Source organism: Acinetobacter sp. 1542444 (assembly GCF_000581835.1).
GTDB lineage: Bacteria > Pseudomonadota > Gammaproteobacteria > Pseudomonadales > Moraxellaceae > Acinetobacter > Acinetobacter pittii.
Window position 1 is genome coordinate 795238 of the sequence record NZ_JEYA01000001.1, and the last position, 20503, is coordinate 815740.

The 20503-nt window shown below is 40.9% G+C and carries 16 protein-coding genes and 1 pseudogene; 9 read left to right on the top strand and 8 right to left on the bottom strand.

From position 1 onward, the window contains the following. Nucleotides 1–6 precede the first annotated feature (6 nt). A complete protein-coding gene (araD1, locus tag J580_RS08010; RefSeq protein WP_032003734.1) occupies nucleotides 7–1005 on the bottom strand; it encodes an AraD1 family protein in 999 nt (332 codons plus the stop codon). A gap of 10 nt (nucleotides 1006–1015) precedes the next feature. Further along, nucleotides 1016–2320, bottom strand: coding sequence for a multidrug efflux MFS transporter AbaQ (gene abaQ, locus J580_RS08015; RefSeq protein ID WP_032003735.1), 1305 nt, complete (start codon nucleotides 2318–2320; stop codon nucleotides 1016–1018). A gap of 169 nt (nucleotides 2321–2489) precedes the next feature. Between abaQ and J580_RS08020 the strand changes: the two genes are divergently transcribed. Further along, the gene (locus J580_RS08020; protein WP_032003736.1) at nucleotides 2490–4223 is read left to right on the top strand and encodes an IlvD/Edd family dehydratase; all 1734 of its coding nucleotides are present in this window, start codon (nucleotides 2490–2492) and stop codon (nucleotides 4221–4223) included. A gap of 83 nt (nucleotides 4224–4306) precedes the next feature. Further along, complete coding sequence (locus J580_RS08025) at nucleotides 4307–5023, top strand: FadR/GntR family transcriptional regulator (protein ID WP_009388335.1); 717 nt, start codon at nucleotides 4307–4309, stop codon at nucleotides 5021–5023. Nucleotides 5024–5091: 68 nt separating this feature from the next. Here J580_RS08025 and J580_RS08030 read toward each other — a convergent pair whose 3' ends face one another. Both J580_RS08030 and J580_RS08035 read right to left on the bottom strand, forming a co-directional pair. Then, nucleotides 5092–5898 carry a TorF family putative porin gene (locus J580_RS08030; RefSeq protein WP_032003737.1) on the bottom strand — a complete coding sequence of 269 codons (807 nt, stop codon included), beginning with the start codon at nucleotides 5896–5898 and terminating at the stop codon, nucleotides 5092–5094. 80 nt (nucleotides 5899–5978) lie between these two features. Beyond that, entirely contained in the window at nucleotides 5979–6893 is a 915-nt protein-coding gene (locus J580_RS08035) for a LysR family transcriptional regulator (RefSeq protein WP_017386078.1), read from the bottom strand. A gap of 100 nt (nucleotides 6894–6993) precedes the next feature. On the opposite strand from J580_RS08035, the gene J580_RS08040 reads away from it, so the two are divergent. The 7 genes from J580_RS08040 (at nucleotide 6994) to pcaD (ending at nucleotide 13378) form a co-directional block, all read left to right on the top strand. Further along, complete coding sequence (locus J580_RS08040; protein ID WP_025467469.1) at nucleotides 6994–8100, top strand: muconate/chloromuconate family cycloisomerase; 1107 nt, start codon at nucleotides 6994–6996, stop codon at nucleotides 8098–8100. 23 nt (nucleotides 8101–8123) lie between these two features. Then, the gene (gene catC / locus J580_RS08045; RefSeq protein WP_005069136.1) at nucleotides 8124–8414 is read left to right on the top strand and encodes a muconolactone Delta-isomerase; all 291 of its coding nucleotides are present in this window, start codon (nucleotides 8124–8126) and stop codon (nucleotides 8412–8414) included. A gap of 160 nt (nucleotides 8415–8574) precedes the next feature. Then, on the top strand, nucleotides 8575–9495 hold the full coding sequence (gene catA / locus J580_RS08050) for a catechol 1,2-dioxygenase (RefSeq protein ID WP_032003738.1): 921 nt from the start codon (nucleotides 8575–8577) through the stop codon (nucleotides 9493–9495). 134 nt (nucleotides 9496–9629) lie between these two features. Next, nucleotides 9630–10301 carry a 3-oxoacid CoA-transferase subunit A gene (locus tag J580_RS08055; RefSeq protein WP_017386040.1) on the top strand — a complete coding sequence of 224 codons (672 nt, stop codon included), beginning with the start codon at nucleotides 9630–9632 and terminating at the stop codon, nucleotides 10299–10301. An 18-nt stretch (nucleotides 10302–10319) separates the two neighbouring features. Continuing rightward, nucleotides 10320–10973, top strand: a complete 654-nt coding sequence (locus J580_RS08060) for a 3-oxoacid CoA-transferase subunit B (protein ID WP_032003739.1) — start codon at nucleotides 10320–10322, stop codon at nucleotides 10971–10973. A 400-nt stretch (nucleotides 10974–11373) separates the two neighbouring features. After that, nucleotides 11374–12588, top strand: a complete 1215-nt coding sequence (gene pcaF / locus J580_RS08065; protein WP_032003740.1) for a 3-oxoadipyl-CoA thiolase — start codon at nucleotides 11374–11376, stop codon at nucleotides 12586–12588. A gap of 10 nt (nucleotides 12589–12598) precedes the next feature. Beyond that, nucleotides 12599–13378 (top strand): 3-oxoadipate enol-lactonase, encoded by a 780-nt coding sequence (gene pcaD / locus J580_RS08070; protein ID WP_032003741.1) that lies wholly within the window; start codon nucleotides 12599–12601, stop codon nucleotides 13376–13378. A gap of 57 nt (nucleotides 13379–13435) precedes the next feature. Here pcaD and J580_RS08075 read toward each other — a convergent pair whose 3' ends face one another. From J580_RS08075 to tynA, 4 genes and pseudogenes are all read right to left on the bottom strand, one after another. Beyond that, nucleotides 13436–14923, bottom strand: coding sequence for an NAD-dependent phenylacetaldehyde dehydrogenase (locus tag J580_RS08075; protein WP_032003742.1), 1488 nt, complete (start codon nucleotides 14921–14923; stop codon nucleotides 13436–13438). A gap of 44 nt (nucleotides 14924–14967) precedes the next feature. After that, nucleotides 14968–16575: pseudogene (locus tag J580_RS08080) on the bottom strand (GMC family oxidoreductase). Nucleotides 16576–16641: 66 nt separating this feature from the next. Next, nucleotides 16642–17859 carry a hypothetical protein gene (locus J580_RS08085; protein WP_081403595.1) on the bottom strand — a complete coding sequence of 406 codons (1218 nt, stop codon included), beginning with the start codon at nucleotides 17857–17859 and terminating at the stop codon, nucleotides 16642–16644. Nucleotides 17860–18003: 144 nt separating this feature from the next. Beyond that, nucleotides 18004–20319, bottom strand: coding sequence for a primary-amine oxidase (gene tynA, locus J580_RS08090; protein WP_081403564.1), 2316 nt, complete (start codon nucleotides 20317–20319; stop codon nucleotides 18004–18006). Between the last annotated feature and the right edge of the window lie 184 nt (nucleotides 20320–20503).

Genomic DNA, 20503 nt, shown 5'->3' on the forward strand with positions numbered 1-20503 from the left:
TATTCCTTAGAGTGTGATAACTGAACCGATCGGTAACTCGGGTTGCATATGAGCAAGTTTGTTTTTGAGTGGATAACCGAACTCTTTCATTTCTATTTCAAACTCATCATTAACCTGTGCTTGAATACCATCAGCAAAAGATAAAGTCGCTGTACCGAAATAGTGAATATGAACATCCCCTGCTTTTAAGAATTGTTGATACTTAAAGTGGTGATATTCCAGATTTGCCAAGCTATGGCACATATTGTCTTCACCCGACAAAAACTCTTTTTCCCAAATGATTTGCCCATCACGGCGCAAACGGCTGGTTCCAACTAAATGTTTTGGTAATTCGCCCGTCCGTAATGCTGGACCAAAACTACAAAAACGTAATTTTGAATGGGCCAGATATAAATAATTACGGCGCTCCATCACGTGATCAGAATACTCATTGCCCAGCGCAAACCCAATTCGGTAAGGCTTTAAGTCTTCTCCAATCACATAGAGGCCTGCGATTTCAGGTTCTTCGCCGCCATCTTCGGCAAATGGTGGTAAAGGTAATTCAGCTCCCGGCCTTACCACAATTGAACCGTCGCCTTTATAAAACCATTCTGGCTGCGCCCCGATCTGACCTTGTGCTGGACGCCCCTTTTGTAGCCCCCATTGAAATATTCGCATGGTGTCGGTCACCGAGCTGTCATCGCTTAAATTTTGTTGATGCATTTTGTCGCGTGCAGATGCAGAACCTAAATGGGTTAAGCCTGTACCGGACACCAGACAGTGCGTTGGGTCTGGATGATCTAAAGGCGGCAATACCTTTAAGTCTGCTAATAAAGATGAATAATCATAAGTTTCGGACTCAAACCCTAACGCCTCAACTTGTTGTTCCAGTGAAACTTTATTGCGGATTGCCAAAAGTGCTAAATCACGAACCGATTGAATATCTTTAACCGGATATGCCATATTGCCTTCTACTTTGGCAACGGCACGTTGATTTGCACGATTTTCAAATTGAATAATTTGCATGTTTTATTCCTTACAAAGGCTTTTGAATATTCACTGTTTGTGTTTTTTGACGTTCGAGCTTGGCATAGACGATGTAAGTCAAAATCAGGCCAAAAAGCATAACGATAGATAAGAAATACAAACCAGCAGCCATATTTCCCGTGTATTCTTTTAAAAGTCCGATGCCAAATGGCCCGACATAGCCACCTAAATTTCCGACAGAATTAATTAAGGCAATGCCAGCCGCTGCACTTGCGCCTGTTAAGAAACGGCCCGGTAATGTCCAAAACACAGCAGTTGATGAAAATAGGCAGAACGCAACCACAGCCAAAGCAGCTAATTGCATGACTGGAGAATTTAGCCAACCACTCAAAAACATTGCGCAAGCGCCTAGGGCGTAGAGAAAACTTAAATGTCCATAGCGATCATTTAGACGATCGGTACTACGTGGAATGATTAATAATCCAATAATTCCAAAAACGTAGGGAATGCTAGATAAGAACCCAATTTGAAGATCAGTACCGCCTCCAAATTGCTTGATAATAGAAGGCAACCAGAGATTTAAACCGTAAATACTTAAAGTCACTGGTAGGTAATACAATGCTAATAAAAGTACGCGTTTGTCTTTTAAAGCATGTAATGGATTGGCATGTCGAGTTTGATCGTATTCGGCTTCATCTTTAACAAGTTCATTTTTAAGCCACTGTTTTTGTTCAATGCTTAACCATTTCACTTTATCAATATTATCGGGTAACCACAGAAATGTTGGTAAAGCCAATAAAACCGCGGGTAAGCCAACTGCAATAAATAACCATTGCCAACCGTGTAAGTTTGCAATGCCATCCATGCCAAGTAATAGACCCGCTAAAGGCCCTGCAATCATCATGGCAATCGGTTGTGAAAGCACAAACATTCCCATGATTTTTCCGCGATGGCGCACGGGATACCACTGAGTGATGAGATATAAAACACCCGGGAAAAAGCCTGCTTCTGCTACACCAAGTAAAAACCGTAACAGATAAAAGCTTTTTGGTCCCTGAATGAGCGCCATAGCCATGGTGATGAGGCCCCATGTTAGTAAAATGCGGGTAAACCATTTACGAGCACCAAATTTGTCTAAAAGCAAATTACTTGGAACTTCAAAAAGAAAATATCCAATAAAAAATAAGCCAGCTCCTAGACCATAGGCAGCATCACCAATTCCTACATCTGCACCCATATGCAGATGGGCAAACCCAACAGCGGCCCGATCAATGTATGCCACCAGATATAGTATGACTAATGCAGGTATCAGCTTAAACGTGACCGTCCGTATTACATCCTTTTCGAAATCCATGTTCGACTCCATTTCCTATTATTTACTTATAGAGCATCTTGCTCGTAAATTATCCTTTCAATTTAAAATATAGTAATACTATTTAAATTTCAAACCTTTTAAAAATAAAATTTATGGTGTATTTTTAAATTAATTAATTCTAATAGTAATACTATATAGGGAAATTTGTATGAATAACAAACAAGTTCTTCGTTCGGCTGCCTGGTTTGGTACAACGGATAAAAATGGCTTTATGTATCGCAGCTGGATGAAGAACCAAGGAATTCCAGATCATGAGTTTCAAGGCAAACCGATTATTGGAATTTGTAATACGTGGTCTGAACTCACCCCATGTAATGCGCATTTTCGAAAAATTGCCGAACATGTAAAAAAAGGAATTTTAGAAGCGGGCGGCTACCCTGTTGAGTTTCCTGTGTTTTCAAATGGTGAGTCTAATTTACGTCCTACCGCCATGTTTACCCGTAACTTGGCCAGTATGGATGTTGAGGAAGCTATTCGTGGTAACCCTATTGACGGCGTGGTGTTACTGACAGGTTGTGACAAAACCACCCCTGCCTTATTAATGGGTGCTGCAAGTTGTGATATTCCTGCCATTGTAGTGACTGGCGGTCCCATGCTGAATGGTAAGCACAAAGGCAAAGACATTGGTGCGGGTACAATCGTTTGGCAAATGCATGAAGAACTCAAAGCAGGCAAAATTGATTTAAATGAATTTCTATCTGCCGAATCTGGTATGTCACGCTCAGCTGGTACATGTAATACCATGGGCACGGCTTCTACAATGGCGTGTATGGCGGAAGCCTTAGGCACTTCTTTACCCCACAATGCGGCCATTCCAGCGGTAGATTCGCGCCGTTATGTGTTGGCTCATCTTTCTGGCATGCGTATTGTTGACATGGTTCATGAAGATTTACGTCTTTCCAAAATCTTAACCAAAGAAGCTTTCGAAAATGCCATTAAAGTCAATGCGGCTATTGGTGGTTCAACCAACGCCGTGATTCATTTAAAGGCAATTGCTGGGCGTATTGGGGTTGATTTACAACTCGATGACTGGAACCGTATTGGCCGTGGAATGCCAACCATTGTTGACTTACAGCCTTCGGGTCGTTTTTTAATGGAAGAGTTCTATTATAGTGGTGGATTACCCGCTGTAATTCGCCGTATGGGTGAAGCCAATCTCTTACCACATCCACACGCTTTAACCGTAAATGGTCAAGCCATTTGGGAAAACTGCCAGCAATCACCTATTTATAACGATGAAGTGATTCGTAAAATAGATAACCCAATTCGCCAAGATGGCGGTATGTGTATTTTACGCGGAAATTTAGCGCCTAAAGGTGCGGTGCTTAAACCATCTGCTGCCACACCGGAATTGATGAAACACCGTGGTCGTGCAGTCGTATTTGAAAACTTCGATGATTATAAAGCCCGCATTAATGACCCAGATCTAGATGTCGATGAAACTTGTATTCTTGTGATGAAAAATGCCGGCCCTAAAGGCTATCCGGGCATGGCCGAGGTTGGAAATATGGGGCTACCACCAAAAATTTTAGCCAAAGGCATTACCGACATGGTTCGTATTTCCGACGCACGAATGAGTGGAACAGCGTATGGCACGGTCGTTTTACATGTTGCCCCTGAAGCCATGGCAGGTGGGCCTTTGGCCGTAGTTCAAAATGGTGACTTTATCGAACTTGATGCCTATGCTGGAAAACTTCACCTAGAAGTGAGTGATGAAGAACTTAAGCAACGTCTTGAGAATTTAGCGCCTCCAGCTCCACCAAGTTTTATTGGCGGTTACCGTAAGCTCTATGTAGAACATGTTTTACAAGCCGATGAGGGCTGTGATTTTGATTTCTTGGTCGGTTGCCGTGGCTCAGAAGTTCCACGTCATTCTCATTAATATTTATTCTTGAAAAAGATGATCTTGTTAAAACACAAGGTCATCTATACCATAGGATATTCAACATGTCGTAATAGTGAAATATGAGTAAAGCTGACTATAAAAATCCTATTCCAAGCAAAAGCCAACATGCATTAATTGTTCAACAATTGGGATTAAAAATTGTTTCTGGAGAAATCTCAGAAAATGAAAAGCTCCCAAGTGAAGTAGATTTATGTGAGGAATATAAAGTCAGCCGCCCTGTCTTTCGCGAAGCAATACGCGTTTTAAATGCTAAAGGCTTAACTTACTCTAGACCCAAAATCGGAACGGTGGTTAGACCTAAAGACGAATGGCATTTACTCGACCCCGATGTACTGTTTTGGCTAATTCAAACAACGCCTGAACACGAATTTTTTAAAACACTTTCTACTGTACGACGCGTTTTAGAACCCGAGCTTGCTTATATTGCAGCAAGTACGGCAAACGAAGAAGATATTGAACGTATTAAACATGCTTATGATGGGATGGAAAAAGCGACAACAGTTGAAGAATTTATAGAGCCAGATATTCAATTTCACTTAGCAATTGCTAAAGCAACGCATAATGACTTATTGGCTTATATGTCAAAAATGCTAGTTTTACCATTACAGCAATCAATTCAAGTCACCAGTCTACGCCCAAATTTACAAGGCCATTCGTTACCTAGACATAAAGCGATTTTAACCGCAATTGAAAATAAAGATCCGCTCTCGGCTCGCCATGCTTCACTTGTTCAGCTAGACGACACCAAAATGGCTTACGATTTAATTAAAAAATAATCTTTATGTATTCAATATTTAAAGCCTGATCACTCAAAATAGAGTCATCAGGCTTTTTTATTTATAAATTAGAATACCTTTTTAACTGAAACAGTAAATGTCGAATCAATCGGGTTTGAAATTGGTGCATCTGCTTCACCATTACTATACTTTTTATAGAAACCATCTTTGTCCCAAGCTTTGGCATACGCTAAGCTAGTAGTCCAGCCATCTCCTAAATCCTTAATCAGCTCGACTTTCATATCTTGAAAGTTAGCTTCCGAGAAATTTTTAATTCTTTCATACCCATAATGGGCACCAAAAGTCCAAGACTCATTGATAGGCTGAGTAAAAGTTAGATCCAGATAAGTTGTTCCTCGTGAACATTTACCTTCTGTGCCACCCATCGTATCTGAGTTATAGCCTGCATAATCTGGAGTGTAGGTAATATAATATTTAAGAGTCAAAGGTCCATAACCAATTTGAGGCACAATTTCGCCATAGTTATAACTGGTACTTCCCGTTTCAGGCGTACTTTTAGCTCTTGGATAATAGTAATAAAAAACCGTCATTCCAGCCGAAAACTTATCAAAAGTTTTTATATAACCAGTATAAAAATCCCACTCAACTGAAGCATCACGAAGATAGTTAGAACTTACATTTGAAGCCCAAGTCCCCACAAATAATCCATTCGGATTTGCATAATCTAGACCAATTTGTAATGCAGGCTTGCCCCAAGTTTGTTGAAAACCACGTGATATATATTGACTTGCGAAGGTTACATTAGCACTGTATGGAGAAATTTTTTCTTGTTCGTTGACTTGTTCATTTACTTGCTCAGCATGTACAACACCAGTAGACATAATAAGAGAAGCTATCCCTAAAATTTTTCTCATCTAATAATCCTTTTAAATATTACCTATAGGTTTAAAGTTTTAAAATAACATGATAATTCAATTTAAAACGTATTAAAAAGTTATAAATTTAAATTTCTGGATACTTCTTCTTCGCTATAGATCTCTTCAATACAATCTAATATTTTAGGAATATATGAACTTTGGTCCATATTGCGCATCGATAGAGAAATGGGACTATAAGCTTCTAAGTCTAAGATATTTAAATAAGTTAGATTCTTCATTCCAATGTCACAGGCGCTTTCCGGAATAATACAAATACCCTCTCCAGATGCCACTAAGCCCAGTGCCATATGAATTTCGCGGACTTCAGTCAGTTTGGCAGGAACAAGACCTAATTTGGTAAACAAAGCTTGAATAGTGGTCGAAAAATTCGGCTTAGGTGTTGTGGGATAAGAAAAAATTGTCTCATTGATAATTTGAGATAAATAAATTCCTGATTCTTGGAACTCACTTAAAGGATGTTTTTTATGAATCGCGAGTTTTAATTTTTCTTTTCGAAGTAGAAGTCGCTTAATGGCAGGATCGCTAATAGGTAGCCGTCCGAAACCTAAATCAATTTTTCCTAACTTTAAGGCTTCGACCTGATCTCGTGTACCACATTCAATAAGCTCAACATGAATGTCAGGATTTTTTTGTCTAAATAGATAAATGACCTGTGGTAATCGCCCATAAAGAAGCGAACTCACATAGCCAACTTTAACAACATTCTCGACCAGCTTCATTTTTTTAGCCATAGAAGCTGCTTGAGCCGTATGCGTTAAAATCTGAACAGCATGTTGGTAAAAAAACAGCCCTGCTTCTGTCACTTTTAATGGACGTGAGCCTTTCACGAACAGATCAATACCTAACTCTTCCTCTAGTTTTTTAATTTGACGCGTGAGTGGTGGCTGAGCAATAAAAAGCTTTTCTGCGGCTTTAGTCAGACTTTGTTCTTCAACAACGGTAACAAAATAACGTAGATGTCTTAATTCCATTAATATACCTTTTTAGTATCTTAAAATACCGTTCTATATCTATTTTAGGCTATTACATTCTTCTATGGTATGTAAACAAGTTTGAAATAGTTGAAACTTCATGTATAGAACCATAGAAACCATACTTGTGGATATTCCAACTATCCGTCCTCACCAGCTGTCTGTGACTACAATGCGTACTCAGACTTTGGTGCTCGTTAAAATTACGACCACGGATGGTATTGTAGGTTGGGGTGAAGCGACCACCATTGGTGGACTGAACTATGGTGAAGAAAGTCCTGAAAGTGTCAAAGCCAATATTGATACTTACTTTGCACCATTACTCGCATCAGTTAAAGATTTAAATGTTGCTCAAACACTAAAACTGATTCGTAAGAATATTAATGGTAACCGTTTCGCGAAATGTGCCATTCAGACTGCTCTACTTGATATTCAGGCAAAACGTTTAGGCGTGCCATTAAGTGAAGTTTTAGGTGGCCGTCTGCGTAATAGTTTACCTGTACTTTGGACGCTCGCGTCTGGTGACACAGAAAAAGATATTGCTGAAGCTCGAAAAATGATTGAGTTAAAACGTCATAACACGTTCAAACTCAAAATTGGTTCACGCCCTTTGCAACACGATGTTGATCATGTGATTGCAATTAAAAAAGCACTCGGTGCAGATATTAGTGTACGCGTTGACGTAAATCGTGCATGGTCAGAGCTGGAATGTATTCAAGGTATTCAACAGCTTCAAGATGGCGGGATTGATTTAATTGAACAGCCTTGTGCTATTCAAAATACTGAAGCACTTGCGCGTTTAACACAGCGTTTTGATGTCGCAATCATGGCGGATGAAGCTTTAACTGGTCCCGACAGCGCATACCGTATTGCAAAAAGTCATGGTGCCGATGTATTTGCCGTGAAAATTGAACAATCTGGTGGTCTCATTGAAGCGTGTGAAGTTGCCAAGGTTGCAGGTTTGGCTGGAATTGATCTTTATGGCGGCACTATGCTTGAAGGCCCTGTAGGTAGCATGGCTTCTGCTCATGCGTTTGCAACCTTTGAAACATTAGCGTTTGGTACTGAATTATTTGGTCCGTTATTGCTTACCGAAGAAATTCTGAAAGAACCGCTACGTTACGAAAACTTTGAATTGCACTTGCCAACGGCTCCCGGCTTAGGCATTGAAATTGATGAAGATAAAGTCGAGAAGTTACGTCGTTAAGGCAACAGGATAAGGAGTTTCCCATGTTATTTCATGTACGTATGGATGTGCATATTCCACTTGATATGCCAGCCGACAAAGCAAATGAAATTAAGGCCGTTGAAAAAGCTTATTCGCAAGATTTACAACGTCAAGGTAAATGGCGTCATATCTGGCGTATTACAGGTCAGTACTCAAACATCAGCATTTTTGATGTCGAGAGCAATGAAGAATTGCACAATATTTTACAGGGTTTACCTCTCTATCCTTATATGAACATTGAAGTTATGGCAATGAATCGCCACCCTTCTTCTGTTCGTGATGATGATTCGTAAACCAAAAGAATTTTTTAAATGTGATCTCTGAAGTCCATTTAAAAACCAAGCAGATTATTCAGAAGGTAACAAGGAACGTGGCGGCACTTATTCGCTAGCAAAACAAAATGCCCGCAGCGCTGCCACCCAAAACCGTATTGCATACTTAAGGAGTTTTAGTATGAACCGTCAACAAATTGATGCGCTTGTAAAACAAATGAATGTCGACACTGCAAAAGGCGAAGTTGATGCACGTGTTCAACAAATTGTAGTGCGCCTTCTTGGGGATTTATTTCAAGCCATTGAAGATTTAGATATTCAACCTTCAGAAGTATGGAAAGGTTTGGAATATTTCACAGATGCTGGTCAAGCAAACGAACTTGGTCTTTTGGCAGCTGGCTTAGGCTTAGAGCACTATCTTGATTTACGTGCAGATGAAGCTGATGCAAAAGCTGGCGTTACGGGTGGCACACCTCGTACCATCGAAGGCCCACTTTATGTAGCTGGCGCGCCTGAATCTGTTGGTTTTGCGCGTATGGATGATGGTACAGAATCTGGCAAAATCGATACCTTAATTATTGAAGGTACCGTAACTGATACTGATGGCAATATCATTGAAAATGCCAAAGTTGAAGTATGGCATGCCAACAGTTTGGGTAACTATTCATTCTTTGATAAGTCTCAATCTGACTTCAACTTACGTCGTACTATCTTGACTGATGCTGATGGTAAGTATGTTGCATTAACGACGATGCCTGTAGGTTATGGTTGCCCGCCAGAAGGTACAACTCAGGCCCTTCTTAACAAATTAGGCCGTCATGGTAACCGTCCATCTCACGTTCATTACTTCGTTTCCGCACCGGGTTACCGCAAGCTAACTACTCAATTCAACATTGAGGGTGATGAGTACTTATGGGACGACTTTGCTTTCGCAACGCGTGACGGCTTAGTTGCAACAGCAGTTGATGTAACTGACCCAGCTGAAATTCAACGCCGTGGTTTAGATCACGCTTTCAAACACATCACATTTAACATCGAACTTGTTAAAGATGCCGCTGCTACTCCTTCAACTGAAGTTGAGCGCCGTCGCGCTAGTGCTTAATTGAAAGTATATGTGAGTTAAAAGTTCGCTTTTGACTCACAAAATTTATTCCATTTATTACTACCATTAAGAATTTCAATAAATTTTTAGCGGTAGTAATACATCACGTTACCCCATGCTCTAAGGTTTCTCACATGATTGACAAAAGTAAGTCCTCACTAAGCGAGGTTCTATCGCAGATTAAAGATGGTGCAACCATTCTGATTGGTGGTTTCGGTACCGCAGGACAACCCGCTGAACTCATTGATGGTCTTATTGAACTCGGTGTTAAAGATTTAACCATTGTCAGCAACAATGCCGGTAATGGCGATTATGGTCTGGCGAAACTACTTAAAGCTGGTTCAGTTAAAAAAGTGATTTGTTCTTTCCCACGTCAGTCAGATTCTTATGTATTTGATGAACTGTACCGTGCTGGAAAGGTCGAGCTTGAAGTGGTACCGCAAGGTAATCTGGCGTGTCGTATTCAGGCAGCGGGTATGGGACTTGGCGCTGTGTTTACCCCAACAGGCTTTGGAACACTTTTGGCTGAAGGTAAAGAGACCCGTGAGATTGATGGTAAAGATTACGTACTCGAATACCCGATTAAAGCTGACTTCGCTCTGATTAAAGCTTACAAAGGCGACCGCTGGGGCAATCTGGTTTACCGTAAATCTGCACGTAACTTTGGCCCAATCATGGCCATGGCTGCGGATGTCACCATTGCTCAGGTTTCTGAAGTGGTTGAGCTAGGTGGATTAGACCCGGAACACATCATCACCCCAGGTATCTTTGTACAGCATGTTGTACAAGTAGCGCCAGCACAGTAAGCAATAAGGAGAAATAACATGAGCTACCAGAAACTCAGCCGTGACCAGATTGCACAACGTGTGGCACAAGATATTCCAGATGGCGCCTATGTGAACTTGGGTATTGGTTTACCGACCAAGATTGCAAGCTACTTACCTGACGATAAAGATATTTTTCTTCATTCTGAAAATGGCCTATTGGCTTTTGGCCCACCGCCAGCTGCAGGTGAAGAAGATCCTGAACTGATTAATGCGGGTAAAGAGTTTGTGACCATGCTCGAAGGCGGCAGCTTTTTTCACCATGGCGACTCGTTTGCGATGATGCGTGGTGGTCACCTTGATATTGCAGTACTTGGTGCATTTCAGGTTGCCGCCAATGGTGACTTGGCGAACTGGCATACAGGTGCACCCGATGCGATTCCTGCTGTGGGTGGTGCGATGGATTTAGCTGTGGGTGCCAAGAAAGTATTTATCACTACAGATCATGTGACCAAGCAAGGTGAGCCGAAGATTGTGGCTGAGCTAACTTATCCAGTTACGGGTAAAAAATGTGTTGACCGTATTTACACCGATCTTTGTGTGATTGACGTGACTAAAGATGGTTTAAAGGTGATCGAGAAAGTTGAAGGTCTTAGCTTTGATGAGTTACAGGCTTTAACTGGTGCAACTTTGATTGATGCGACTCAAGGGTAAGTTTAAACAGCAGTAACTATCGTGACAGGCGACATGGATGTCGCCCGTTGGACAGGGAAGCAAGGAAGCCTCCTCTGTTCAACAAAGGTTTTTGTTACTTTTGACCTTTCAAAAGTAAGGTATCGCTTATACAACAGACCTATGGATATCACAATAAATTACAGCCGTGATGTTATCCGTTGATATGAAAATTTATAAATCATCACAACAGGGTCTTATCTGTTTAAGCCAAATGCCACCAGCTAATTCGTGTCACTTTTTTAAAAAAGTAACCAAAAACCTTTGTTACTCAGACACAACCTCCCTGTTGTGCTGAGCAACACGGCGACATCCATGTCGCCACCACGAAATACTTACGGAGAATGGCTAAAAAGGCCTGAAGTAAAGGACAAAAGTTAGAATGAAAAACGCTTATATCATCGATGCCATCCGTACTCCATTCGGCCGTTATGCCGGTGGTCTTGCACCTGTCCGTGCCGATGATCTTGGTGCTGTGCCGATCAAAGCTCTCATGCAGCGTAACCCAAATGTAGATTGGGATCAGGTCGATGATGTGATCTATGGTTGCGCCAACCAAGCCGGTGAAGATAACCGTAATGTCGGCCGTATGTCAGCACTGCTTGCAGGTTTGCCATATCAAGTACCGGCAACGACCATTAACCGTTTGTGCGGTTCTTCACTCGATGCCATTGCCATTGCTGCCCGTGCTATTAAAGCAGGTGAAGCGAACTTGATAATTGCAGGTGGTGTGGAAAGCATGAGCCGTGCACCCTATGTGATGGGTAAGTCAGACAGTGCTTTTGGTCGCAACCAGAAGATTGAAGACACCACCATGGGCTGGCGTTTCATTAACCCAAAACTTAAAGAATTGTATGGTGTAGACACCATGCCCCAGACTGCCGAAAACGTGGCTGAACAGTTCAACGTCAATCGTGAAGATCAAGACCAGTTTGCCTTGGTGAGCCAACAACGCACCGCAAGCGCGCAAGCCAAAGGCTTTTTTTCTAAAGAAATCGTGGCAGTTGAAATCCCTCAGCGTAAGGGCGAAGCTGTTGTGATTGATACTGATGAGCATCCACGTGCATCAACCACACTTGAAGCTTTAAGCAAACTTAAACCTGTGGTTAAAGCAGATGGCACAGTAACAGCAGGCAATGCTTCAGGTATTAACGATGGTGCTGCGGCTCTGCTGATTGCTTCTGATGAGGCAGTTCAAGCTTATAACCTCAAACCACGTGCCAAGATCATTGCTTCAACAGCAGTGGGTGTAGAACCGCGCATTATGGGCTTTGCTCCTGCACCAGCGATTAAAAAATTACTTAAACAAGCTAACCTGACTTTAGATCAGATGGATGTGATTGAACTCAATGAAGCTTTTGCTGCACAAGCTTTAGCAGTGACCCGTGATTTAGGCTTGCCAGATGATAGCAACAAGGTAAATCCAAACGGTGGTGCAATTGCTTTGGGTCATCCGCTTGGTGCATCAGGTGCACGCCTAGTGACTACAGCCCTAAACCAGCTTGAACAGACAGGTGGTCGTTACGCTTTGTGCTCAATGTGTATTGGTGTAGGTCAAGGCATCGCTTTGATTATTGAACGTGTTGAAGCACTTTAAGGAGAAACAAATGCCATCTTTTCAATCTGCCGATGCACAAATTAACTATCAAACTTTTGGTGAACCATCTTCCCCTGCTCTGGTGTTTTCCAATTCTTTGGGCACCAATTATGGCATGTGGCAAAAACAGTTTAATGAGTTAAAAGATCAATTTTTTGTGATCTGCTATGACACACGTGGTCACGGTTCATCATCTACGCCTGACGGTCCATACACTGTAGAGCAATTAGGTGAAGATGTTGTTCGTTTACTGGATCATCTGAATATTAACAAAGCTGCTTTTTGTGGAATTTCTATGGGTGGTTTAACCGGTCAATGGCTGGCGATTCATTACCCTGACCATTTTAGTCATGTGGTTGTGGCAAATACTGCCGCTAAAATTGGACAAGAACAAGCATGGCTTGACCGTGCAAAATTAGTACGTGAGCAAGGTTTACAACCAATCGCAGCTACAGCAGCTTCGCGATGGTTTACAGATCCCTTTATCCAAAGTCATGCTTCAATCGTCAACAACCTGTGTAACGACTTAAGTGCTGGCAGCGCAATGGGTTATGCCAATTGTTGTGAGGCTTTGGCTAAAGTGGATGTCCGTGAGCAGTTAAAAGACATTAAAATTTCTGTATTGGTGATTGCTGGAACTCAAGACCCAGTCACTACAGTTGCAGATGGTGAATTTATGCAGCAACGCATTCCACAATCAAAGCTTGCAGAAATAGATGCCTCTCATATTTCCAATGTCGAGCAGCCAGAAGCTTTTAATAAAATCCTAAAGAACTTTTTATTAGGTTAGTTTTAATGTTAAAAATGGCCTATAAAGGCCATTTTTTATATCTTGTAGCTTTTAAACTTAATACCGAATCATAACCGATTTTAATTCGGTGTAATCTTCAATAAATGCATCTGAAAACTCTCTGCCAATTCCTGAAGCTTTTACCCCGCCAAATGGAACAGATGGATCTAAGAACGTATGCATATTGACCCACAAGGTCCCTGCTTCAATTTTAGGAATTAAACGCAAAGCTTTAGATAAGTCATTTGTCCAGATACTAGCGGTTAAACCAAAGCGCGACTGATTCATCAGTTGAACGAGTTCTTCATCAGTTTCGAATGACATTACCCCAACTACTGGACCAAAAGTTTCCTCTGAAAATAAAGGATCATCCGTATTTTTAAAGGAAATTAAAGTCGGCTGTACAAAATACCCTGTCTGATCTAGAGCCTCACCACCAGCAATAATCTGGTTATTGGCTTTTGCCATATCTAAATAATGTTTCACTTTATGAAAATGTGGCTGATTAGAGAGTGGACCAAACATACTTCCCTCATCCATAGCCGATCCAATTTTGAAAACAGAGAGTGCTTTCGAGAGTTTCTCGACAAGTTCATCATGTTTTGTATGGTGTACAAAAAAACGCTCTGGGGATGCACAAACTTGACCTTGATGGACAAAAGTTGCTTGGAGCAAAGTCGGTAAAATCTCATCAATATTTGCATCGGCTAAAACGGCTATCGCATTTTTACCACCCAGCTCCAGACTTACACGGGTTAAATCACTGCTCATCGCGAGCTTACCAATGGCAATGCCAGTTGGTACCGAACCCGTAAATGAGACTTTCTTAACGAGTGGAGACTCAATTAAATATTGCCCTGTATCGCCCTTACCTGTCACCACATTAATTACACCGGCTGGAATGCCTGCCTCAATGGCAAGTTCGGCTAAACGCAATAAAGATAAGCTAGCAAACTCACTTGGTTTAAGTACAATGGTACAGCCAGTTGTTAAAGCCGAACCGATTTTCCAAACACCAATCATCAGTGAAAAATTCCAAGGCACAATCCCTGCAACCACACCAATCGGTTGTCTTAAAGTAAAGGCCGTATATTTTTCACCTTGCATAGAAGGAATAGAGGGTTGCATGGTTTGACCATTAATTTTAGTTGCCCAACCAGCAAAATATCTCAAGAAAATAACAGATTGTGCGACTTCAAGATGCCGTGAAATATTGATAAGTTTTCCTGTAGACAACGTTTCGAGCTGTGCAAGTTCTTCACCATGTTGCTCAATTAAATCGGCTAGCTTGTTCAGTTTAACGCCACGTTCATACGGCGTCGTTTCAGCCCAAGCATTTTGAAAAGCATGTTCAGCACTTTTCACCGCATTTTCGACATCGTGTTCACTACCAATACTAATTTGAGCAACCACTTGTTCAGTCGATGGATTCACAATATCCACTTTATCTAAAAGCTCGGTAGCAACTAATTTTCCATCAATAAAATGTCCATGTTGACGTGCCATAAATTGTTGTACGCTTTCTAAAATCTGAACTTCACTCATTTTCTTTTCCTCTTTTCATTTCTAAAATATTGTTATGACAGCAACTACGCGACCTGATTCAAAATAAAGTCTGCACCGCGTTCACCAATCATGATGGCAATTGCGTTGGTATTACCGCTTGGAACTTGTGGGCAAATAGAACAATCCACCACACGTAAGTTTTTAAAACCATGTACTTTAAGGGTCTAATCGGTGACCGAATCTTGCGAAGCATTGCCCATTTTGCAGCTACCTGCGGGGTGATAAACCGTTTTAATGTTCTGGCGCATCCATTTATCAATCGCATCAATATCATCAGGATCGACATTTGCAGGCTCAATCACTTCTTTGACAATCGCTTTCAATGCTGGTTGTTGTAATAAGCGAAGTCCGGCCTGTACGGCACGGATATTTGCGTCAATATCTTCTTGATGACCTAGATAATTAGGGTCAATGACAGGCAAATCTTTTGGATCTTTACTGCTTAAACGCAAAGTCCCACGTGCTTTTGGCTGTACATGTCCGACTTTAATGGTAAGGCCATGTGCCTGAGCAACTGCTTTTTCACCGGGGGTATTATCGAAATTATCCAGCACAGGTAAAAAATGAAATTGGACATCAGGTCGACCATTGTTGTTTGTGTCAATAAAACCACCACCTTCTAGAATATTGGTGGTTAGCAATCCTGAACGTGTAAAACACCATTGTAAAAAGTGTCGTACTGCGGCTAAACCGTGGTCTTCACCGAGCAGGCTGTTATTGGTTGTTACTGTCGCATTAACCGACATATGCAAATGGTCGTGAAAATTGTTACCTACAGGTAAGTCACGAATGCATTCTATTCCGAGTTCATCTAAATGCTGTTTTGGGCCAATTCCCGAAAGTAATAAAACCTTAGGACTGCCAATTGCACCAGCGCTCAGAATAACTTCTTTTTGAGCCTGTACCGTAATCGGTGATTTTCCGTCAACACTGTAAGTAACCCCAGTAACCTGATCACCTTGAGTTTCAATTTTATGTACTAAGGCATCCGTAATGACCGTAAGATCTGGGTGGTTTTCGACTGACTTTAAATAAGTTTTTGAGGTACTCGCCCGAGAACCGTTTTGAGTAGTAGTTTGATAAAACCCTACCCCAGCCTGATCCCAACCATTAATATCATTGACATAATTCATCCCCATTTGTTGACCTGCTTTAATACAAGCAAGTGTTAAAGGATGGCGATAACGGTTTTCACTGACAGGTAAAATGCCATCTTGTCCGTGATATTCATCAGCAAGACTTTCATTTTTTTCTGCTTTCTTAAAAAAAGGCAGCACATGTTGATAAGACCACTGATTGCATCCCCATTCCGAGGACCATAAATCATAATCCTGTCGTTGGCCTCGGCAATAGATCATGCCATTAACCGAGCTTCCACCTCCCAACACTTTTCCTTGTGCAAGGATCATTTCACGATGATTACAATATTTCTGTGGAACGGTCATGTATTGCCATGATTTTTGCTGGAATACTTTAACTACTGTTGCAGGTATAGTATGAAATATACTGCTATCTCGGCTTCCAGCCTCTAAAACAAGAACGCGCCCTGCCTTGGCTTCTAATAGTCGTGCTGCGACCACACAACCTGCTGAGCCAGCACCAATCACGATATAGTCATATTGTTGATTCATCTGATTTCATCCTAATTTTATTTCTATGAATGTACCGCCAATAAACACGATCTCCTTCGCTCTAATTTAATAGATGTATTGCAGAATCAACTGCGCATATACATTGGTCTTGTCATCGTAGTTTTGAGTACCACCATTATGGATATCGTGTTTTGGTTTATAGAGTCCTGCTAAAGGAATAACATTGAATTTTTTATTAACCGACCAGACTGAAAAGACATCTAACTCATGTCCATCCACATTGGTTAAAGACTTATTTACTGTTTTGAACTTATAGGCCAAAGCACCCAACATAAAATTTTCTTTTAGATTCAGACTATAAGAAACTTGATGAATATCGGCATTTTTGTTGAATGGGCCTGCATAGTTTCCTGCAACTTCGCCCTGAAACCATGTACCAAAGCCGACTGTATTTCCATAAAACATCGTGTCGTATTGGTCTGAAAAATGGCTAAAACGGTAGCCTAATGAAGGCGTATATTTTGAAGATAAAAAGTTATAGTTCAGCGCTAAGTAGCCAGCATTTTCGTGGCCATCTTTTTTATCTTGAACTACAAACTCAGTTTTAACTTGCAGCTCTGGTAAAGGTTGATAATTCAAACGTAAAGCATAATTTTTAAGATCTTCTCGCCCTGAAATCTGTTCAGTATCTTCTAGGTCGAATACATTTAAGTAAGTGAACCCAACGCCCTTATCTTTAAGCTGATACATCAGATCAGTCACAAAGAGTTCTGGGGAAAATTGTGCTTTATTGTCCGATTTTAAATAAGCCAACTTTAGGGTTGTATTCTCTTGCGGTTTATATTGAAGCAAACTTGTAAAATCAAAGCTTCGACGAGCTGCCAGATAATATGCTCCGCCCCGATCTAGTGTGCCGTCCGCGGGCGCTTTACCGAGATTTAATGCATCACCCGCAATGAAGAACCCATCACCAATCATGATATTTTGTCGACCGATACTTAAATCATAGGTCGTTAACTCATCTTTATTGGTGCCGTCTTTAAAACCAATGATCCATTCATTCACATCCGTTTTGCGTTCTTTACCATTACTATTTTGGCCAGCATCACCATCACCAAATGTTGCCGAGCTAATACCGCTCAAGCTTGCATAGAGCTGATTGTTTTTGAAGGTGTATTGTCCTTTTGCACCATATTTAAGATGGCCTTCTTGCCAATTGATTCTTTCATCATCTAGGTTTTCACCGTTATAGCTTTTACCGCTACTAAAAGCCCCCAAAGTTGCTTCAAAAGTCGGTTTAATTTCAAGCTCACCAGCATGCACAGTTGAAAAAAATGAGACAAAGAGAGTCCCTCTCACAACCTGAGAAAATAAATTTTTCATTGAGAAATTCCTTTTTTGCGAATGGTCTAACCGTGCTCAGGTATGGGTAACCTATTCGTTACCCATTCTGGCTTATTCACATTTTTATTGATGGTCGTGCTGTGTGTTTTGCTCTTGTTCACCCAAATTTAAAGTCGGCGTGTTGTCAAAGAAGTTCCAAGGTTTGATGAGTGTATTTACCCATTCTGTTGGCATGATTGGCCACTCTTCAGCACGTGCCACATGGGTTGTACCTGTTGTCATCCACACCACGAGGTCTTTATTTTCAATATTTTCGTTGTTACCAATGAACTGCCCTAATCCTGTGTCATGAGTCGAACGATTTGAATATTTCCCTTCAGGGTAGCGTTCGTCTGGATTGTACTGAGTCACCCAAATTTGCTTATCCATAAAGTTCAAACGTTTAAATAACCATTCATCTTTAGAGAAATTGGCTCCTTTTGCCACAGGGTGTGTTCCACCTGCAAACGGAATTAATTGGTAAGAAACCGGATTACCTAATTTATTTTCCTTATTGAAATTCGTGAGTAAGCGAATAGTGGATGGATCAAATTTTTCAGCTGCATTTTGCTCATTCGTAATGACTTTACTATCAATTTGCATTGAGCTTGTACGAACACCACCTTTGTCATTGGCTTTCACCACAGGGTCCATATGCATAAAGCTGTTGTTTTCCCCATCTACATCCATATCTAAGCGGAAGTTATAGATGTGCTGATGCGTTGTACCCACAATATTATGGTCAATTAAAGTTCCATATTTGGTGTCTTCTTTTGCGGTACTGTCATGCATGGTGCGTGATTTAACGCCTTTAACAGCTTCAATACCCGTTGCACCCGCATTAATCCCAATTACACCATTTTGGGCAAATACCCAGTCAAACATGTAATCGTAGTTTCCAACCGTACTAATCCAGCGCACAACAAGTTCACGGCGGGCTTCACTGGCATCTTGATTACCAAAAATTTCGTGATGTTTATATTCAGGCCCAGCATAACGTTCAAACACGGCAATGGCATTTGGAATCACTTGTGGCTGGCCTTTATAGTCAGCAATCACGGCATCAAGTAAAACAGCGTTGTCGGGTGCATCTGTTCCCGGAATAATAGATGAGGTAAGTGTTCCCATACCATATTCGCCAGAGTCTAAATAAGATTTGAAGTACCAACCGATATCAGGATCACCATATGGAACCACCATTCCACCCAAGTTACCTTCATACATGACTTTACGCTTTACGCCCTTATCTTTGTAAGTCACGGTTGAAAGCTGTAAGCCAACACGAGAATCTAACGCCACATGCAAACACCAGTTGCCCCAATGTATGGTTTGACCTGTAATGCTAAAGTTTTTGCCCTCAGGTTCAGTAATATTGAGGGGTTTTAGCTTACTTGCTACGGGCTTATTCGACATATAAGGTCGATTTGCCATTGGCACAGGAATGATCGCACCTTCTTCAATCTTGATAATTTTTTCTTTATCTAAATCGACTACAGCAACTAAATTTTCAATAGGATGCGCCCAGTAGTTACCATCACCGACATCAAGGTAAGCAACAACTTTTAATATATTGAGTTGTTTGTCCAGACCATCTTTACCGCCAAAATATCCAACAGTTAGTGGTGTAGCAATCACTTTCTTCACATCGGTAATGCCACGTTTCCGCAATGCATCTTGATATTCTTTACTCGTCTCAATTACACGCTGTACGGCTTCAAAATTATCGAGCAACACCATTCCATGAGTGTCTTTCAGTACATTCCATTTTGTGACTTGTTGAGTGTTAAGGTTAACTTCACCTTCAATCGCTTGACTCCCCTTTAATAAAATAAATGAGGCAATACGATCTTCTTTAAATTCTTTGTGATTAATAAAGTAATCCCAGACTTTGGCTTTTTCAGGCTCTTTAAGCTTTAACTCGGCAAAACGCATATTTTTATAGGCGTATTTCGAGCGGTTAATCACATCAAAGGTCTTTTTAATTTCATCAGAATTTAAGCTATTGAGCGGGTGAAACGTATTTTCAATTTTAAAAGTTTGGTCTAAACCAGACTGGAATACTTCATTAAAAAAATCTTTTCCAATAACAGGTTTACCATCTTTAATTAATAAAGGCACACTGAGTTTGAAAGGTTTGCCGTTCACCAAAACCTGATCTGAATTAGGTTTAGCTCGAACCACCATAGAGCCTTTGGTAATCATATAAGTATTAGTAAAATCGTCTTTGACAACTTTAGCGCCTTGCTCACTCATGTTTTGATAAAGTGAGACCATGTCGGCCTTTCCACCATGTGCAAACGCTTGAGTATTGACTCCCCAAAAGCTTGCAGCGATTGATAAGTTAAGTGCCAGTATTTTTTGTATGTCATTCAATAATCGTTGTTTACCCATTGGTTTCATCCTTTTCATTTATCCCTGAACTATCTGAATCAGATAGTTAAAATGCACTTCCTGTGAGTGAAATTCATTAGACCAACTTAATAGTTTTATGGTTATTAAGCTTATCTAACCTGCTCTAATGAATTTAATTTCAACACAGTTACATAGGGCTAGCTTGTTCAAGAATGACGTCGAATTTGTCTAA

What these genes read in the sequence shown, in the direction of transcription:
- J580_RS08020 (WP_032003736.1), top strand. Translation starts at nt 2,490, where the DNA reads ATGAATAACAAACAAGTTCTTCGTTCGGCTGCCTGGTTTGGTACAACG.
- araD1 (WP_032003734.1), bottom strand. Translation starts at nt 1,005, where the DNA reads ATGCAAATTATTCAATTTGAAAATCGTGCAAATCAACGTGCCGTTGCC.
- pcaD (WP_032003741.1), top strand. Translation starts at nt 12,599, where the DNA reads ATGCCATCTTTTCAATCTGCCGATGCACAAATTAACTATCAAACTTTT.
- catA (WP_032003738.1), top strand. Translation starts at nt 8,575, where the DNA reads ATGAACCGTCAACAAATTGATGCGCTTGTAAAACAAATGAATGTCGAC.
- pcaF (WP_032003740.1), top strand. Translation starts at nt 11,374, where the DNA reads ATGAAAAACGCTTATATCATCGATGCCATCCGTACTCCATTCGGCCGT.
- J580_RS08055 (WP_017386040.1), top strand. Translation starts at nt 9,630, where the DNA reads ATGATTGACAAAAGTAAGTCCTCACTAAGCGAGGTTCTATCGCAGATT.
- J580_RS08030 (WP_032003737.1), bottom strand. Translation starts at nt 5,898, where the DNA reads ATGAGAAAAATTTTAGGGATAGCTTCTCTTATTATGTCTACTGGTGTT.
- J580_RS08035 (WP_017386078.1), bottom strand. Translation starts at nt 6,893, where the DNA reads ATGGAATTAAGACATCTACGTTATTTTGTTACCGTTGTTGAAGAACAA.
- tynA (WP_081403564.1), bottom strand. Translation starts at nt 20,319, where the DNA reads ATGAAACCAATGGGTAAACAACGATTATTGAATGACATACAAAAAATA.
- J580_RS08060 (WP_032003739.1), top strand. Translation starts at nt 10,320, where the DNA reads ATGAGCTACCAGAAACTCAGCCGTGACCAGATTGCACAACGTGTGGCA.
- J580_RS08025 (WP_009388335.1), top strand. Translation starts at nt 4,307, where the DNA reads ATGAGTAAAGCTGACTATAAAAATCCTATTCCAAGCAAAAGCCAACAT.
- J580_RS08040 (WP_025467469.1), top strand. Translation starts at nt 6,994, where the DNA reads ATGTATAGAACCATAGAAACCATACTTGTGGATATTCCAACTATCCGT.
- catC (WP_005069136.1), top strand. Translation starts at nt 8,124, where the DNA reads ATGTTATTTCATGTACGTATGGATGTGCATATTCCACTTGATATGCCA.
- J580_RS08075 (WP_032003742.1), bottom strand. Translation starts at nt 14,923, where the DNA reads ATGAGTGAAGTTCAGATTTTAGAAAGCGTACAACAATTTATGGCACGT.
- abaQ (WP_032003735.1), bottom strand. Translation starts at nt 2,320, where the DNA reads ATGGATTTCGAAAAGGATGTAATACGGACGGTCACGTTTAAGCTGATA.